The following is a 17,443-nucleotide window of genomic DNA, read 5'->3' as shown; positions in this document are numbered from 1 at the left end:
CGTCAACCAGGGCCGCATAGGTAATTAAAACCCGGCGGCCTTATCGGTTCCACAGACGTCATCATAGCCGTGGCCAACAATAGCTGAATCGTTAAAGCTTATTTCGCTTTAAATCACATATTTTTAGCAAACATTTTTATAATTACCTAAAAAACGCGATTTAAATCTCATTTAAAAATATAAAAACGGCCATTTTCTCACCAGGTGAGACACTTCACATTTTCATAATCCACTTGCAACTAAATTCCCTCCATCAGCGACACAATCGATTCAGCAAAAGGAATAAAAAATGAAAAAAACATTAGCTTTAACCGTAATCGCTATGCTTGTTTCTGGGCCAGTAGTAGCAAAAACGTGGGTGCTGACAAGCGCTGAAAGCGGCATGGATAAAGGAAACTGGCAGATAACCAGCGATCAGCTGAAGATTAAAGATCATAATTTCAGCATTGAGCAAAAAGTCCTTCACGGCGGTAAACAAGAAGGCAGCAAAATCCTCGTCATCCACAGCAAAGACGGCCTGACAATTACCCTGAGCCCGACCCGCGGCATGAACCTGCTGAAAATCGAAGGGTTTGGTTCGCGAATGGGCTGGGACTCGCCGGTTAAAGAGGTAGTCAACCCGGCGTTCATAAACCTCGAAAGCCGTAACGGGCTGGGCTGGCTGGAAGGGTTCAATGAGATGATGGTGCGCTGCGGCTATGAATGGACCGGCCATCCGGTAACCGCAGACGGTCAGATTTATACCCTGCACGGCAAAGTTGGCAACACGCCGGCCTCACAGGTGGAAGTGGAAGTCGCGGACGCCGCGCCGTATGAAATTCGCGTTCGCGGACTGGTGAAGGAGAGCACGTTTAAGAAAGCGGATCTGCAGACCATGACCGAGCTGCGCTATGTACCCGGCAGCAACAGCTTCAGCCTGCACGATGTCTTAACCAACCATGCCGACTATCCGCATGACTATCAAATTATCTATCACAGCAACTTTGGCAAGCCGATCCTCGAAGAGGGGGCCCGCTTCCTGGCGCCGATTTCAAGCATCAGCCCGTTCAATGACTACGCCAGGGCCGGCTTAAAAACCTGGCAAACCTACGCCGGTCCAACCAAAGGTTTCGATGAAATGGTGTTTAATATGCAGCCGCTGGCGGATGAAAATCATCAAACCCTGGCCGCCGTGGTCAACAAAGCCGGCGATAAAGGGGCATCGATTCAGTTTGATACCCGCCAGTTGCCGGTGCTGACGCTGTGGAAAAACACCGATACTGAGAAACAGGGCTACGTAACCGGTATTGAGCCGGGCACCAGCTACGCCTATCCGGTGACCATTGAGCGCGAGCAAAAACGCGTTAAGCAGCTTCAGCCTGGGGCAAGCACCCAGTTTGATCTGACCTATACGCTGCTGCACAGCAGCGAGCAGGTTGCCGACGTGGAGAAGAAAATCGCGGCCATTCAGGGCGATACCAAAGTCGCGGAAAACGAAACGCCTATCGCGAAGGAGTAGCGCTGTTTCCCGCAGGCGTTGCCGCGCACCTGTCCGGGCTACCGAACCGCAAACGGCAGTAACCCGTAGCCCCGGTAAGGCGTCAGCCGCCACCGGGGAATGGTTCAGAGGCCACGTTGGATATACTTTCCCGCAGGCGGCGCTTGACGCGCCTTATCCGGGCTACAAAACCTTGACCGCACCAGCCCGATCCATGACCACCAAACGCAAATCCTGCGCAAAGCGCTGGTACTGCGCTTCATTAATCGGCTGCGGGTAGCTCAACACGATCAATTCATGATCGGCGATCCCCTGATGATAGCTCGGGTGGCGATGGGCCCAGGGATTCGCGCAAAAACCCATGGTGTCATAAAAGCGCAGGCGCTTATGGGCGATCTCGCTGGTCAGCGGATCGATTTCCAGAATGGTCAGCGGCGCGCGCTGAAGTATTTCAGCTAACAACCGCTTGCCGTAGCCGCGCGATCGTAACCTGTCGTCAACGGCCAGATGCTCAATATAGACATAGTCGGTAAACCGCCAGCAGCCGCTCAGGCCAATAAACAGGCCATCATCGAACCAGGCTTCCAGTTCATAATGCGGATTATCAAGCGCCTGCTGTTTAGCCTCGGCTTCACGCTGTTCATGCCACGGGAAGGCCCTGCCGTACAGCGCGTCAAGCGCGGGAAAATGCGCGGAATCGGTAGAGGTCACTCTTTGTGAAATCAACATGAACCATCCTGGTCACAAAAACCCTCCGCCCTCGCGCGGAGGGCGGATAAACGAGGAGCATAGCCTACTCGGCCGCCTCGGCTTTTTTCGCCAGCTTATCGAGCAGCTTCTGATGAATGCCGCCAAATCCGCCGTTGCTCATCACCAGAATGTGATCGCCCGGATGGGCAGTTTTAACAATCATCTCCACCAGCGCATCGACATCGGCGCTCCAGTGCGCGGGCTGAACGCAGGCGTCAGCCACTTCAGCGACCTGCCACGGAATATGCTGCGGCTGCAGCAGGAAGACTTCGTCCGCGCGGCCAAGGGACGGCGCCAGGTCGTCTTTGCAGATACCCATTTTCATGGTGTTGGAACGAGGTTCAAGCACGGCAAGAATACGCGCGGTACCGCCAACCTTGCCGCGTAGCGCCTGCAGGGTCGCCAGAATCGCCGTCGGGTGGTGGGCAAAATCGTCGTACACGGTCACGCCGTTGGCTTCGCCGCGCAGTTCCAGACGCCGGCGGGCGTTAATAAAGCTGCCCAGCGCGTTAGCCGCATCGGCAGGCTGCACGCCGACATGACGGGCGGCGGCAATGGCCATCAAACCGTTATGCATATTATGTTCGCCAACCAGCGCCCACTTCACCTCGCCGACTTTCTCGCCGTCCAGCCACACTTCCCATGAGGAAGCATCTGTGGTGAGCTTTTTCGCCTGCCAGTGGCCCTGTTCGCCGACCAGCTCCTGCTCGCTCCAGCAGCCCATCGCCATCGTCTGTTTCAGATTGATGTCGTTCTCCGGCAGGATAATCTTGCCTTTGCCCGGCACAATGCGCACCAGATGATGGAACTGTTTCTGGATCGCTTTCAGATCGTCAAAGATGTCCGCGTGGTCAAACTCAAGGTTATTGAGAATCAACGTGCGTGGACAGTAGTGAACAAACTTGGAGCGTTTATCGAAGAAAGCGCAGTCGTATTCATCGGCCTCAATCACGAAGAACGGGCTGTCGCCAAGGCGCGCGGAAACATCGAAGTTGCCCGGAACGCCGCCGATAACAAAGCCCGGCTTGTAGCCGCAGGCTTCGAGGATCCAGGTCGCCATGCCGGCGGTGGTGGTTTTCCCGTGCGTTCCGGCAACCGCCAGCACCCAGCGATCGCGCAGCACGAAATCGTGCAGCCACTGCGGTCCGGACATGTAAGGGATATTATTTTCCAGCACCGCTTCCACGCACGGGTTTCCGCGCGTCATCGCGTTACCGATAATCACCAGATCCGGCTGCGGATCCAGCTGGCTGGCATCATATCCTTGAATTAACTCAATTCCCTGATTTTCCAGCAGGGTACTCATTGGCGGATAGACGTTCGCATCCGACCCCGTTACCTCATGACCGAGGGAACGCGCCAGCATCGCCAGCCCCCCCATAAACGTGCCACAGATTCCTAAAATATGAATGCGCATTCGTCACTTCCTTCTCTTATCTGAAGCACAGTTTACCGGGATGTTGGGGGTGAAAGAAATGCATTTAAGGCGAATCCGTATTTTGCTGGCGCGATTCACCTGTGCGAACTTTTTTTATTCTTTGTTAAGATTGTTATGTTCGTTTTACTTCACATAAACATGCAGGGAACGGGTTATGAAAACGTTAGGTGAATTTATTGTCGAAAAGCAGCACGAGTTCTCTCACGCAACCGGCGAGCTTACTGCTTTGTTGTCGGCGATAAAGTTAGGCGCCAAGATCATCCACCGCGATATCAACAAGGCCGGTCTGGTCGATATCCTGGGTGCCAGCGGTGCTGAAAACGTTCAGGGCGAGGTGCAGCAAAAACTCGACCTGTTTGCCAATGAAAAGTTGAAAGCCGCACTGCGAGCACGCGATATTGTTGCCGGGATCGCCTCTGAAGAAGAAGATGAAATCGTCGTCTTTGAAGGATGTGAACACGCCAAATACGTGGTGCTGATGGACCCGCTGGATGGATCTTCTAACATCGACGTTAACGTCTCCGTTGGAACGATTTTCTCTATCTATCGCCGCGTCACGCCGGTGGGAACCCCCGTTACTGAAGAAGATTTCCTGCAACCGGGCAACCGACAGGTCGCCGCGGGCTATGTGGTTTACGGCTCCTCGACGATGCTGGTTTATACCACCGGCTGCGGCGTCCACGCCTTTACCTACGACCCGTCCCTTGGCGTCTTCTGCCTGTGCCAGGAGCGCATGCGCTTCCCGGAAAAGGGCAACACCTACTCGATTAACGAAGGTAACTACATCAAGTTCCCGATGGGTGTGAAGAAGTACATCAAGCATTGCCAGGAAGAAGATAAAGAGACCCAGCGCCCGTACACCTCGCGCTACATCGGCTCTCTGGTGGCGGATTTCCACCGCAACCTGCTAAAAGGCGGCATCTATCTCTACCCGAGCACCGCCAGCCACCCGGACGGTAAACTGCGCCTGCTGTACGAATGCAACCCGATGGCGTTCCTCGCGGAACAGGCGGGCGGTAAAGCCAGCGATGGTAAAGAGCGTATTCTGGATATCATTCCGGAAAGCCTGCACCAGCGCCGCTCTTTCTTCGTCGGCAACAACCATATGGTTGAAGACGTCGAGAACTTTATTAAAGAGTTCCCGGACGCGTAACGCGCCTCTTCCCCTCCCGCCGTACGGGAGGGGAAATTCTCCAATCAGTGTCCCACCCTTGTGACCGGCGAGCTCTGCCGATTCTCCCACAGCACCGTCAGGCCGCGCTGCAGCGCAATAAAGATAAACAGCAGAATACCGATGGCGATCTTGGTCCACCATGAACTGAGCGTACCGTCGAAGTTGATATAGGTTTGAATCAGCCCCTGAATCCCTACGCCAAACAGCGTGCCGAGCACCGTCCCTACCCCACCGCTTAACAGCGTGCCGCCGATAACCACTGAAGCAATCGCGTCCAGCTCAACGCCGACGCCCGCCAGCGCATAGCCCGCCTGGGTATAGATGGAGAAGACGATCCCCGCCAGCGTCGCCAGTCCGGTGGAGAGCATATAGATACGGATTGTCGTGCTCCGCGTGGAGATCCCCATCAGGTTCGCCGACGTCGCGTTGCCGCCGATGGCGTAAACCTGATTGCCAAAGCGGGTGCGGTGGGCCATAAAAATTCCGCCGATTACCACCAGCAGCATCAGCAGCCCCATCGCGCTCAGACGCCCGCCCCCGGGGATGGTCCATGCCAGTCCGGAAAGGGCGTCATAGACCGGATGATTAATGGGAATCGACTCTTCCGAGACCAGGTAGCTGACGCCACGCAGGAAAAACATCCCGGCGAGGGTGATGATAAACGCCGGGATCTTCAGCGCATCAATAAGCAGGCCCATAAACGCGCCAAAGGCGCAGCCCATCACCAGCACCAGCGGAAACGCCACCAGCGGCGAAATCCCCCAGAAACCGATCGCTTTAGCGAGAAAGACCCCGGTAAAAGCGATCACCGACCCGACCGACAGATCGATCCCGCCGGAGAGGATCACGAAGGTCATACCGACGGCGATGATCCCGAGAAAGGCATTGTCGGTCAGGATATTGCAGATCACCCGCGTCGAGGCAAAGCCGGGAAACTGGGTCAGGCAGTAAAGGTATCCCAGTACGAAGACCGCGAGGGTAATCATTAACGGTAAATTACGTTTTATCATGGCCGCGCATCCCCTTCAGTATGCTGATAAAGCGCGGCGACTGGACGATCAGTACGCACAGCACCACCACCGCTTTGACTACCTGATTAAGCTCCGGCGGGAAGCCTGACAGCAGGATCCCGGTATTCATGCCCTGGATAATCAGCGCCCCGACGACCGAGAGCAGCAGGTTAAAGCGCCCGCCCATCAGCGAGCCGCCGCCGATAACCACCGCCAGGATGGCGTCCAGCTCCAGCCACAGCCCGGCGTTATTGGCATCCGCGCCGCGAATATCCGCCGCAACGATAATCCCGGCGATTGCCGCGCAAACGCCGCTGAGTACGTAGGCCAACATCACGACGACGCGGGTATTTACCCCGGCGTTTTTCGCCGCGCGAATGTTAATCCCCACCGCTTCGATAAACATTCCCAGCGCGGTTTTGCGGGTAAACAGCCAGAACAGCGCCAGCGTGACGATGGCGATAATCACCGGCGTCGGGAACAGCAGCAGCGACCCGCTGCCCAGCCACGCCAGATGCGGTGAGTCAAAGGTCACGATCTGCCCGGAGGTGATCAGCTGCGCCACTCCGCGCCCGGCGACCATCAGGATCAGCGTGGCGACGAACGGCTGGATCTTCAGCACCGCCACCAGGATCCCGTTCCACAGACCGGCCAGCGCGCCGGCCCCCAGCGATGCCAGCAGCACAATCGGCAGGCTGTGCCCTGCCACGGTCATCGACGCTGCCGTTGCGCCGGCAATCGCCATCACCGCCCCGACGGAGAGGTCAATCCCGCCGGTGGCGATAACCAGCGTCATGCCAATCGCCAGCAGCGCCACCGGGGCGGCGCGGTTTAAAATGTCTATCGGGCTGCCGAACAGCCGCCCGTCCTGGAGCACGACCTGATAAAAATGCGGCGCGACCAGGCTGTCAACCACCAGCACCAGCAGCAGCGCAATAATTTGCGGCATCCCTTTTGGCCAGTTAAAGCGCCGTTTCGGCTGGCCGCTTTTCGGAACAGATTGAGGCATCATCGGTTACTCCTTATGCCGCAATAGCGTTCATGATCGCCGGTACGGAGAGCTCGCTCAGCGCCAGCTCCGCCACCTGCTGGCGATCGCGCATGATAATCACCCGATCGGCGTAACCCACCAGCTCTTCCAGCTCTGAAGAGATGACCAGCAGCGCCAGGCCATCGGCGCACAGGGTTTCGATCAGGCGGATGATTTCGGCGTGGGCGCCAACGTCAATACCGCGGGTCGGTTCATCGAGGATCAGGAACTGCGGCTTCGTCAGCAGCCAGCGGGAGAGCAGCACCTTCTGCTGATTACCGCCGGAGAGAAATTCGATCGGCTGTTCAGCGCTGGGGGTACGAATACCGAGTTGACGAATAAAACGTTCGGCAATCTCATTTTGTTCGCGGCGACTAATCGGCCGCAGCCAGCCGCGCTGCGCCTGTAGCGCGAGAACGATATTTTCCCGCACCGAGGCGGCGGCGATTATGCCGTCGGTTTTACGATCTTCCGGACAGAAGCCGATCCCGAGGCACGATGCCTGATGCGGCGAGCGCAGGGTTTGCGGCTTGCCTTTGATCCACGCTTTGCCGCTGTCGGCGGGTTTAATGCCGAAAATGACTTCCGCGGTTTCCGTGCGTCCTGAGCCTAACAGCCCTGCCAGACCGACGATTTCACCGGGACGGACCTGCAGATTAAACGGTGCAATAGTGCCTTTTTTGCCAAAATCTTCGAAGGCGGCCACCGGCTTATCGCTCAGCAGGGTGCGGCCCGCGCGCTGCAGGGCGTTATGCTCCAGCTCGCGGCCCAGCATCATTTTCACCAGTTCAATTTGCGGCAGCTCGCGGGTTTCCCGGCAGCCGACAAAACCGCCGTTACGCAGAACGGTGATGCGGTCGCTGACGGCGTAAACCTGGTCGAGGAAGTGGGTGACGAAAATCAGGCTGACGCCGCTATCGCGCAGTTGGCGCATCAGGGTGAAGAGCATTTCCACCTCCTGGGTATCCAGGCTGGCGGTCGGTTCATCAAGAATTAACACTTTTGCTGACAGGTCAATTGCCCGGCAGATCGCGACAATCTGCTGCATGGCGACCGAAAAGCGGTTCAGCGGTTCACGGACATCGAGAGAAAAACCGTAGGACGCCATCAGCGCGGTGGCGCGTTTTTCCATCTCTTTGCGCTGCAGGAGGCCAAAGCGCCGGGGCTCGCGGCCAATAAACAGATTATCCGCCACCGACATGTTAGGCAGCAGGTTCACTTCCTGATAGACGGTGCCGATCCCCAACTGCTGGGCGTGGGCGGTATTTTTTGGCGAGATTTCCCGGCCTTCCAGCCAGATTGCCCCGCGGTCGGCGTGGTAGACGCCGGTAAGCGCTTTAATCAGGGTGGATTTACCCGCGCCGTTTTCGCCTAACAGAGCCATGATTTCGCCCCGGCGCAGGCTGAAATTAACGTTATCCAGCGCCTTCACGCCGGGGAAAAATTTGCTTAGCCCTTCAGTACGAAGGATTTCCTGATGTTGTTCGCCGTTCATGCTCTCCCCTCACCTTAACCCTCTCCCCGGCAGGGAGAGGGAGCTCAGCCGCGCTTTAGCGACCGGGAAAATCCCGGAGGCGGCGCTGCGCGCCTGTCCGGGCTACTCAATCCGCAGACGGCGATGAACCTGTCGCCCGGAGCGCATAGCGCCACCGGGAGCGTGCCTGTTTTTCGCTACTTAGTAGCCCATATTTTTCTTCTTCTCTAACTCTTCTTTCGCCGTATCCGGCAGATAAAGGGTCGATTTGGTGATGGTGACTTTTTCAGGCAGGGTGCCGTCTTTTTTGTATTTCTCCAGCGCATCGAACGCCGGGCCGGCCATATTCGGCGTCAGCTCAACGCTGGCGTTAGCCTCGCCGGCCATCATCGCTTTATAGATATCCGGCACCCCGTCGATAGAGCCGGTGAGGATATCTTTGCCCGGCTTCAGCCCGGCCTCTTTAATCGCCTGAATGGCGCCAATCACCATGTCGTCGTTATGGGCGTAAACCATGCAGATGTTCTTGCCGTTGTTCTCCGCTTTGATAAAGCTCTCCATCACTTCTTTACCCTTACTGCGGGTAAAGTCGCCGGACTGAGAGCGGATAATCTTGATATTGGAGGCTTTAGAAATGGCTTCAGCGAAGCCTTTCTTGCGGTCAATCGCCACGCTGGCCCCCACGGTGCCCTGCAGTTCAACAACGTTACACGGCTTGCCGTCGACGGTTTTCACCAGCCACTTACCGATTAGCTGGCCTTCCAGCACGTTGTTCGCGGTAACGGTGGTCATATAGAGATCTTTGTCTTTGACATCAATTGAGCGGTCGAGCAGGAATACCGGGATTTTGGCTTCTTTCGCTTCCTTCAGTACCGGCTCCCAGCCGGTCGCCACTACCGGAGCGATGAAGATGGCATCGACGCCCTGAGCGATGAAGGAGCGTACGGCTTTAATCTGGTTTTCCTGTTTTTGTTGGGCGTCGGCAATCTTCAGAGTGATGCCGCGCTTCGCGGCCTCTTCCTTCGCGACGTTGGTTTCGGCCGCACGCCAGCCGGATTCAGAACCGACCTGCGAAAAACCTACGGTAAGAGGGGCAGCCATGACCATAGACGACATAGCTGCGGAAACTGCTGTGACAAGAAGTAAGCGCTTCCACATAAGAGGATCCTCGTAGGGTTATTGTTGGTTAAAGCCTCACCTGCGAACAAACTATAGACAATCGGAGATGTAACTGAATGCGTTACATCACACTTCAAAAAAGTTAATTAGATGTTAATCGATACGCTTTTCAGCAGCGGAGAGCCGGTGAGGCTTCGCGACCCGCGCGAGCTTCGCCGTTTATGACGAAATTTTTCACGCTTTGAGATATCAAGCATATGCAATGAAAACGGTTACATAAATTTATTCAGTATGCGGCTATGTTTATGGATTTTCAGGCTGTATAGCGGGGAAAAATTCAGACTCCCCCCACCCGTTCTGGAGAAAAAGAAGCGAAGACATTCGATGCGAGTTGGCTATAATACCGGGCACTTGTTTGCCATACATTTTAAAGGAAACAGACATGAGCTTACTCAACGTACCTGCGGGCAAAGATCTGCCGGAAGACATCTACGTCGTGATCGAGATCCCGGCGAACGCAGATCCTATTAAATACGAAGTCGACAAAGAGAGCGGTGCACTGTTCGTTGACCGTTTCATGTCCACGGCGATGTTCTATCCGTGCAACTACGGCTACATCAACCACACTCTCTCCCTGGACGGTGACCCGGTTGACGTTCTGGTCCCGACGCCGTACCCGCTGGAGCCAGGTTCAGTCATCCGCTGCCGTCCGGTCGGCGTACTGAAAATGACCGACGAATCCGGTGAAGATGCGAAGCTGGTTGCGGTACCGCACACCAAGCTGAGCAAAGAGTACGATCACATCAAAGATGTGAACGACCTGCCGGAACTGCTGAAAGCGCAGATCACCCACTTCTTCGAGCACTATAAAGACCTCGAAGCGGGCAAATGGGTTAAGGTTGACGGCTGGGACAACGCCGAAGCGGCGAAAGCTGAAATCGTGGCTTCCTTCGAGCGCGCTAAGAAGTAATTCTGCCGCACTCAGGTTAGCGAAAACACCGCCTCCGGGCGGTGTTTTTATTTGGGATATTGAGCCATTTCCCGGTTAGCGACTAACGCGCCTTGGCGGGGCGACAAAAGTTACCCCCGCAAAAAACAACGCCACCCGAAGGTGGCGTTATCGTTATTAATACTGGTCTTTGTCCAACCAGTTGCCGCTTTCTATCCGCGTGAAGCCCTCAACGGGGCGCTGATAGACATACATCCAGGCGCTACCGTAGGGCGTCTGGATCAGGTGACGAGCATACTCGCCGCCTTTGGTACGCAGCGCATCCAATTCAGCCAGCGTCGATGCGTCAATACGATAGACTTCACCATGTACCGTGCCATCGCCGGGCACCGCGCCTGGATAGTGGCCCAGGCTGTACAGTTGATAATCATTGACACTATGATCGCCCAGCCACTGAGCGTTGGTCATCCAGTGGCTGTTGCCTTGTTTGCGTCGTAAACTGCCGTAAACAAATATTCGCATTGCTAAAACTCAAACTGATAGAGCAAATCGAGAGCCTGGTCTACACCAGACACGGCTTCCATATATAGCTTAGGCATCAGGCGATAACGTAACGTCAACGTCGCCAGGGAATCAAAGATCCCTACCCCATATTTTACCTGCAGACCGGGCAGCACATAGCCGCTGACCACCACCTGGGAGGAGTCGCCCACTCCCTCGGTATCCAGCGCCAGATTGCTTACGCCAAACGTCTCGCCGATTTTACCCACAACCTGACCACTTTGTGCAACCCCCATACCAATAAGCATGGAGGTCATTGCCGCACTATCGCTCTGTCCGCTGCCTAAACCCTGCCCGCGGAGCAGGTAAGAGAGCGCTTCCTGCTGCGACATCGCCGGATCGGAGAAAATCTCCGCTTTCGGCTGATCGGCCGAGCCGGTCACGCGAACGCCGGCGATAACGTCGTCCTCGGTGGCGTCCGGGTTACGAATGGCTTCGATATTCAGCAGCGGCTGATCCGGCGGGCCGGAAAACAGCAGCTCGCCTTTACGCACGATCAGATCCTGGCCGTAGGCATGGAAGCGGCCTTCCGGGATGTTGATCTGCCCGTTCAGTCCCAGCCCCTGTTTATCCTGCGCCACTTTCAAATCGCCGGTCAGACGCGCTTTCAGACCGAAGGCATCGAGACGAACGTTGTTGCCTACGTGAATCGTCAGGTTGCTGTTGATAGGGATACCGGCGCTCTGCTGCTTAATCGGCTGCAGATTTTTATCCAGCATCACTTCGTCAGATGAGACCCCAACGGCGCTTTCCGGCACTTCGTTGACCACGATACGCGCCCAGGGCACATCAACGCTGCCATCCAGGTTAAACAGGCTTGGCGTGGCGGTAAACACCACGTCCGGCGAGACATCCAGGCGCACCATCGGCGGCACGGTTATCCGTACCCGGCTGCCCTTCGCCGCAATCTGCGCGCGCCAGTTGTCAATCTGCGTCCAGTCGGCGTTGCCGCTAAGCGCGATGTGGCCCTGGCTGGTATTCACCGTTCCCTGTAGGGTCGAGCGGGTACCGGTGAAATTCATCGCCAGCTGGCTCGGCTGCATATCGAACGGCATAAAGTTACCGTCAATATCAACGCCATTCAGCTGCATCTGACCGAACAGCTGCGGACTCTGAAGGTTGCCGCCAAGCGTCAGGCGAGCATTCAGTCTCCCTTCCGCCTTTTCGCCGCGCGAGAAGATAGGGTTAATCATCGCCAGCGAGAAGTTGTTGATATTGACGTTGCCGCCCAGATTGCGTCGGCCCTGCGGATCGGTGACCTGCACCTGCCCGTCCAGCTGACCATTGTTGGTCAGGCGAATCAGCCAGCCCAGTTGGGCGCGATTATTATGCAGATCGGCGGTGAGGTTGAGAGTATCGAAAGCCACCGGCAGCGGCGCGTCGTTGACCGTCTGAGTGACCTTCACGTTACGCCCGTTCAGCGTCACTTTGCCCTGCGGCAGCCCCTCTTTGGTGGTGTCCCAACTCACATCGGCATTGCCGCTAAACACGCCGCTGGCCTGGGTCGCTTCCGGCATAAACGGCTTCAGCATCGCGAGGTCGAAACGGTTGAGGTTCACCACCGCGCGCCCGCTTGCCCCGGCGTCGATGGTCTGCGGTACGCACAGCTCGGCGTTCGGGTTAGTCCAGCAGTGCGGCCCGATGCTGATTTTCTGTTCGAGGTTACGGTAATCCAGCGCGATATTGCGCGTCAGCGCCACCGGCCCCACCGGGGTCTGGAAACGGGTATTGCTCAGCGTGCCTCTCCAGCGCTCCGCTTTGCGGTCAAAGCTCCCCGCCAGCGACAGCTGCCCGGAGACCGGATCGCCCTGCACCCGCAGCTGCAGGTCGTGCTGCTTCTCGTTGCCCTTCGCATTGAGCTGCACCAGGCTGATATTGACGCCCGGCTGGCTGATACGGTCCACGCGCACGTCGAGGCTACCGCCAATCTGGTCGGTTGACTTCACATCACCCTTCACGTTCACCTGGGCCACCGACAGCTCCTGCCAGCGCAGCGCCCGGGCGGTGATGTCCGCCAGCAGCTGCGGCGCGTCGACGGTGCCGCGAACTTTCACCAGCCCCTTCGCCGTCCCGCCCAGGCCCGGCAGGGCGTTGTCGAGATGCGGCGCGTCAATGGTGGCGTCAAGGTTAAGATCTTTGACCCCCAGCTCGCCTTTCACGTCAGCGCTGTTGGGGCCTAACGCCAGATGCAGACCGGGGATTTTCCACTGCATATAGCTGTTGCCCTGCAGCGACCCGCTCACATCGACTTTATTTTGCTTCACGTTACCGGTGATTTTCAGCTCCGGTACCGACATCTGCCAGCTGCCGCCGTACAGGCTGCCCTGGGTCTTAATCAGGCCGTTGAGCTTCGACGGCCAGTCCGGCACCTCTTTAGCGGTGTTGATACCGTTAAGCGTCAGTTCACCGCGCCAGCTGATCGCCTGCTGCCAGTCGAGCAGCGCCTTCAGTTCGGTTTTCCCTTCGAGAGCGGCGACGGTCAGCTTATCAAGATTGACCTGCTGCTCGTTGCCCTTGGCGTCGAGGTTAATCTTCGCCGGCGGCAGCGACTGCCCTTTGACCGCGGTGCTGAAGGCCAGGGTGTAGTCGGTCATCTTGCCGTTAAATTTCAGCAGGAGATCGTCAGCCTGATACGCTTTCTCGCCGGTGAACGGCCAGTAAAGCTGCTTGCTTTTAATCTCCATATCCAGCGGCAGCCCCGCCTCCGCCAGCTGCGTTTCGGCGCGCAGGGTCATCGTCACGGGACCGTTTAAATCCACGCCGAGCGTAAGCTTCTTACGGACTTCACCGCCCACTTTCAACTGCACTTTCTCGCCCTTCAGGGGATCAATATTCAGCGTACTGTTGAGGGTAATATCGACCGGCCAGTTATCCTGCAACTGGGCGTTGCCGGAAGCCGTGACTTTGCCCTGGTCGGAGTCCACGTCCAGCGCGTCCAGCTTCATCTGCCCATCAATGCTGCTGACTTTGAGCAGCAGATTATAGATGGTGATATCGGTATCGCCGGTGAGACGCAGCTGCTCGCCGCGGAAGGCCTGAATATTGAGATTCAACGGCAGATGGACGTCGGTCATTTCCGGCAGCACCGGCGTCGAGAACAGATCTTTCATCGTCTCGCCGAGCGGCTTTTCTTCCGGCTGCGGATTGTCAATTTTCGGCTCGACCACCTGCTCCTGGGCCACCTTCGCCACCTTCGGCAGCGCGATGAGCAACCCCTGCAGGGAGGTCGGCGTCAGGGTCAGGTTTTTCTCCTGCCAGTTCAGACCGCTGGTAAAGTCGCGCAGCGAGACGGCGGTATCGTCAATTTTTACGTTGACGTTATGCAGCGCCACCCGGCTCAGGGTGATGGGATAAGGCGTGGAGAGATTCAGCGGGCCGCTATCTTCTTCTTCAACCGGCGCCGCCGGCGGCATCTTGCTGGTATCGATCGCCACATAGATATCGCGCAGAGAAAGATCGTTGACGCACAGGCTGCTGTCCCACAGGCAGCGCAGCTTGACGCCGAGGTGGAACTGGCCAGCGGTGACCGCCACGCCCGGCTGCTCAAAGCGCACGTTCTCCAGCGTCAAATCGCGCCAGCCGCCGGTCGCTTTGCCGATCTCCAGCCCCGGAACCCAGCGGTCGGCGGCTTTGATCACCAGATGCAGGCCGGTGGTGGTCCCCACCAGGAATCCTACCGTCCCCAGCAGCAGCACAAGAAAAATCAGTACGCCGAGGCTTATCTTCTTCCATAAACTCATAATTCAGGCCCCAGACCGATATAAAACTGTAAACCGTGCTCTTCTTTGTCGCCGATCGGTCTGGCGATATCCAGCTTGATTGGTCCGACCGGAGACTGCCAGCGCACGCCGAGGCCGGCGCCGGTTTTAAAGTTGCTCTCGCGGATATCGCTCACCGCTTCGCCGCTATCGACAAACACCGCGCCCCACCATTTGCCGCTCACGTTGTACTGATACTCCAGCGAGCCGGTGGCCAGTTTCGAGGCCCCCATCAGCTTGCCGTCATCATCTTTTGGCGAGATAGATTTGTATTTATACCCGCGAATGCTGCGGTCGCCACCTGCGAAGAAACGCAGATCCGGCGGGACCTTGCTGAAGTTATCGGCCTCAATCCAGCCAAGATTGCCGCGCACCACGAAGCGGTGGCGGTCATACAGGGTGCGGATCCAGACGTCCTGCGCCTGCATCACGATAAAGTTGATGTCCGAGCCCCACATGGTGTTGGAGTAGTCCACCGAATAGCGCTGCGAATCGCCCCAGGTCGGCATCAGGCCGCCGCGCGAGCGGGTACGGTTCACCGACACGCCGGGGTAGATCAGCATGGTGGTGTTAGTGACGTTGGCCTGGGTAAAGTGGTCGAGGCTCCAGCGCAGGTTCAGCGCGCGCTGCCAGCCGCTCGACATCTCCCAAAAACGTGATACCCCGAGGGTCGTAGAGTCGGCTTTGGTATCGTTAAGATCGGTACGCTTAAAGCCGCCCTGCATCAGGTAGTACTGCTCCAGCGGGCTTTTTAACAACGGCACTTTATAGCTGAAATCAAGCTGCTGTTCCGGGGCGGAAAGGCTGAGGCTGGAGGTCAGGCTGTGGCCGTAGGAGTTCATCCACGGCTTTCTCCAGGTGCCTTTGACGCGCGGCCCGACGTCGGTTGAGTAGCCGACCCCGGTTTCAACGGTATTCTCTTTACGCGGAGAGACCACGCCCTGCAAAGGCAGAATTTTGGTCTGGCGGGATTTTTCAAACTGCGGCGCCACCACGACGGAGCTAAACCAGCCGGTTGCCGCCAGGCGGCGGTTCAGTTCGGCGAGATCCTGGGAGGTGTAGTAGTCGCCCTGCTTAAACGGCACCAGGTTTTGCAGATATTCGTCGCGAATTTGCGAGCCTTCAAAAGTGACCGGGCCAAAGCGGTAGCGCTCGCCGCTGTTGTAGTCGATATCCCAGAAGGCCTGATGCCGGTCGAGAGAGACGCCGAGCTGGCTTTTATTAAATTCGCTATCAAAATAGCCTTTACGTAGCGCAACGCGGGTCAGGGAGCTTTTGAAGCCATCATAGTCGCTGTGGTTCAGCACGGTGCCGATCGCCGGGCGCGTTTTTAACAAATCCAGATAGTCGCGATCGGTTCGGGCGCCGCCGCGTAAAATCACTTCGGTGCCGCCAATACGCACCGGCTCGCCGGGCGTGACTTTGGCGATCAGGACCTGGCGGCCCCTCGCCGGCGGCGGACGTAAATCAAAATCGATCGTCGGTTCGTAGTAGCCGAGCGCTTTCAGGCCTTCGCGGATAGCATCATCAACGCGCGCGCGAAAGCGCCGGTCCGGCGTGACTTCATCGCTCTGGATCGTAGATAGTTGGGCGCGGACGTTTTTTTCCAGTTCCCCGGATAACCCCTCAACCTGCAAACGCACGCTCGCTGCGCTGGCGACCCCGCTGACCAGCAAAAGGCTGGTGATACATAACTGGCGGATTTGTAGCACGTTTTCTCCTGAATATCCTTGTTTCCCCCCGAAGGAAACGAAAGCGCCGCTCCACGGCTTAACAAAACCCTAACAATCAAGGGTTGAAAAATAGACGTTATCCCAAATAATTCTTATGTTTAAATCTAGACGTATTAAGCGCGTTTATTGTGTTAAAAGACGCGCTTGGTTACAACCTTAACCACATTTTCTGTTTTGAGAGGCCCACCGTGAGTCTATTTGATAAAACGCATCTTGTCGCCCAAGCGGACGCGCTGCCGGGACGCAACACGCCGATGCCGGTGGCTACGCTCCACGCCGTCAATGGTCACTCGATGACCAACGTTCCCGCAGGAATGGAAATCGCTCTGTTCGCCATGGGCTGCTTCTGGGGCGTCGAACGCCTGTTCTGGCAGCTGCCCGGCGTCTACAGTACCGCCGCCGGCTACACTGGCGGCTATACGCCCAACCCGACCTACCGCGAAGTGTGCAGCGGCGAGACCGGCCACGCCGAAGCGGTGCGCGTGGTCTACGATCCGCAGGTTATCAGCTATGAGCAGCTGCTCCAGGTCTTCTGGGAAAACCACGACCCGGCGCAGGGTATGCAGCAGGGTAACGATCGCGGTACCCAGTATCGTTCCGCGATTTATCCGCTGACGCCGGAGCAGAGCGAGGCGGCACAGGCCAGCCTGGCGCGTTTCCAGGCGGCAATGAATGAAGCGAACGACACCCGGACGATCACCACCGAGATAGCGACGGCGAAGCCGTTCTATTATGCCGAAGACGATCACCAGCAGTATCTGCATAAAAACCCGTACGGATACTGCGGTATCGGCGGAATCGGCGTTTGTTTGCCGCCGCAGGCCTGATGCCGCCGCGTGGTTCCCGCAGGCCGCCGGATTGAATAATTTACGCTCTGGCGGCTTTACAGTACCTTACGCTATACTACGCCGTGCTATCGCCGGTCCAGGGCCTTCGGACCGGCTTTTTGTGAATTCCACTTAGCGTTATC

The 17,443-nt window shown here is 57.1% G+C and carries 13 protein-coding genes; 4 read left to right on the top strand and 9 right to left on the bottom strand.

The annotated features are described in order from the left end of the window. Positions 1–289 precede the first annotated feature (289 nt). A complete protein-coding gene (locus BWI76_RS02830; protein WP_004871028.1) occupies positions 290–1,498 on the top strand; it encodes an aldose 1-epimerase family protein in 1,209 nt (402 codons plus the stop codon). A 162-nt stretch (positions 1,499–1,660) separates the two neighbouring features. Here BWI76_RS02830 and BWI76_RS02825 read toward each other — a convergent pair whose 3' ends face one another. Together BWI76_RS02825 and mpl are read right to left on the bottom strand one after the other, a co-directional pair. Further along, positions 1,661–2,206, bottom strand: coding sequence for a GNAT family N-acetyltransferase (locus BWI76_RS02825; RefSeq protein ID WP_004871030.1), 546 nt, complete (start codon positions 2,204–2,206; stop codon positions 1,661–1,663). Between the two features lie 64 nt (positions 2,207–2,270). After that, complete coding sequence (mpl, locus tag BWI76_RS02820) at positions 2,271–3,644, bottom strand: UDP-N-acetylmuramate:L-alanyl-gamma-D-glutamyl-meso-diaminopimelate ligase (RefSeq protein ID WP_004871032.1); 1,374 nt, start codon at positions 3,642–3,644, stop codon at positions 2,271–2,273. 175 nt (positions 3,645–3,819) lie between these two features. Between mpl and fbp the strand changes: the two genes are divergently transcribed. Then, complete coding sequence (gene fbp / locus BWI76_RS02815) at positions 3,820–4,818, top strand: class 1 fructose-bisphosphatase (RefSeq protein WP_004098053.1); 999 nt, start codon at positions 3,820–3,822, stop codon at positions 4,816–4,818. A 44-nt stretch (positions 4,819–4,862) separates the two neighbouring features. Here the strand turns inward: fbp and yjfF are convergent, their stop codons facing one another. The 4 genes from yjfF to ytfQ form a co-directional block, all read right to left on the bottom strand. Beyond that, positions 4,863–5,849 (bottom strand): galactofuranose ABC transporter, permease protein YjfF, encoded by a 987-nt coding sequence (gene yjfF / locus BWI76_RS02810; protein ID WP_004128182.1) that lies wholly within the window; start codon positions 5,847–5,849, stop codon positions 4,863–4,865. Then, positions 5,836–6,861: a galactofuranose ABC transporter, ATP-binding protein YtfT gene (gene ytfT, locus BWI76_RS02805; RefSeq protein WP_049089953.1), complete on the bottom strand. Its 1,026-nt coding sequence runs from the start codon at positions 6,859–6,861 to the stop codon at positions 5,836–5,838. Before ytfT ends, yjfF begins: the two co-directional genes overlap by 14 nt. Before the next feature lie 10 nt (positions 6,862–6,871). After that, on the bottom strand, positions 6,872–8,374 hold the full coding sequence (gene ytfR / locus BWI76_RS02800) for a galactofuranose ABC transporter, ATP-binding protein YtfR (RefSeq protein WP_004871040.1): 1,503 nt from the start codon (positions 8,372–8,374) through the stop codon (positions 6,872–6,874). Between the two features lie 180 nt (positions 8,375–8,554). Further along, positions 8,555–9,511 (bottom strand): galactofuranose ABC transporter, galactofuranose-binding protein YtfQ, encoded by a 957-nt coding sequence (gene ytfQ / locus BWI76_RS02795; protein WP_004871043.1) that lies wholly within the window; start codon positions 9,509–9,511, stop codon positions 8,555–8,557. A 403-nt stretch (positions 9,512–9,914) separates the two neighbouring features. On the opposite strand from ytfQ, the gene ppa reads away from it, so the two are divergent. Further along, entirely contained in the window at positions 9,915–10,442 is a 528-nt protein-coding gene (ppa, locus tag BWI76_RS02790) for an inorganic diphosphatase (protein ID WP_004098041.1), read from the top strand. A 156-nt stretch (positions 10,443–10,598) separates the two neighbouring features. Here the strand turns inward: ppa and BWI76_RS02785 are convergent, their stop codons facing one another. Genes BWI76_RS02785 through tamA form a run of 3 tightly spaced genes read right to left on the bottom strand, consistent with a single transcriptional unit; the run spans position 10,599 to position 16,452 of the window. Then, complete coding sequence (locus BWI76_RS02785; protein WP_004871046.1) at positions 10,599–10,943, bottom strand: gamma-glutamylcyclotransferase; 345 nt, start codon at positions 10,941–10,943, stop codon at positions 10,599–10,601. A 2-nt stretch (positions 10,944–10,945) separates the two neighbouring features. Beyond that, a complete protein-coding gene (tamB, locus tag BWI76_RS02780) occupies positions 10,946–14,722 on the bottom strand; it encodes an autotransporter assembly complex protein TamB (protein WP_049087212.1) in 3,777 nt (1,258 codons plus the stop codon). Continuing rightward, the gene (tamA, locus tag BWI76_RS02775; RefSeq protein WP_024360275.1) at positions 14,719–16,452 is read right to left on the bottom strand and encodes an autotransporter assembly complex protein TamA; all 1,734 of its coding nucleotides are present in this window, start codon (positions 16,450–16,452) and stop codon (positions 14,719–14,721) included. The genes tamB and tamA overlap by 4 nt, the downstream gene beginning before the upstream one ends. Positions 16,453–16,661: 209 nt before the next feature. Here tamA and msrA point away from each other — a divergent pair, with 209 nt between their 5' ends. Then, positions 16,662–17,300 (top strand): peptide-methionine (S)-S-oxide reductase MsrA, encoded by a 639-nt coding sequence (gene msrA, locus BWI76_RS02770; protein ID WP_004871050.1) that lies wholly within the window; start codon positions 16,662–16,664, stop codon positions 17,298–17,300. Positions 17,301–17,443: the final 143 nt, after the last annotated feature.

It is taken from the genome of Klebsiella sp. M5al (assembly GCF_002090195.1).
Lineage (GTDB): Bacteria > Pseudomonadota > Gammaproteobacteria > Enterobacterales > Enterobacteriaceae > Klebsiella > Klebsiella grimontii.
Note: the sequence above shows the minus strand (reverse complement) of the source record. Positions and strands in the feature narration are given on the sequence as shown.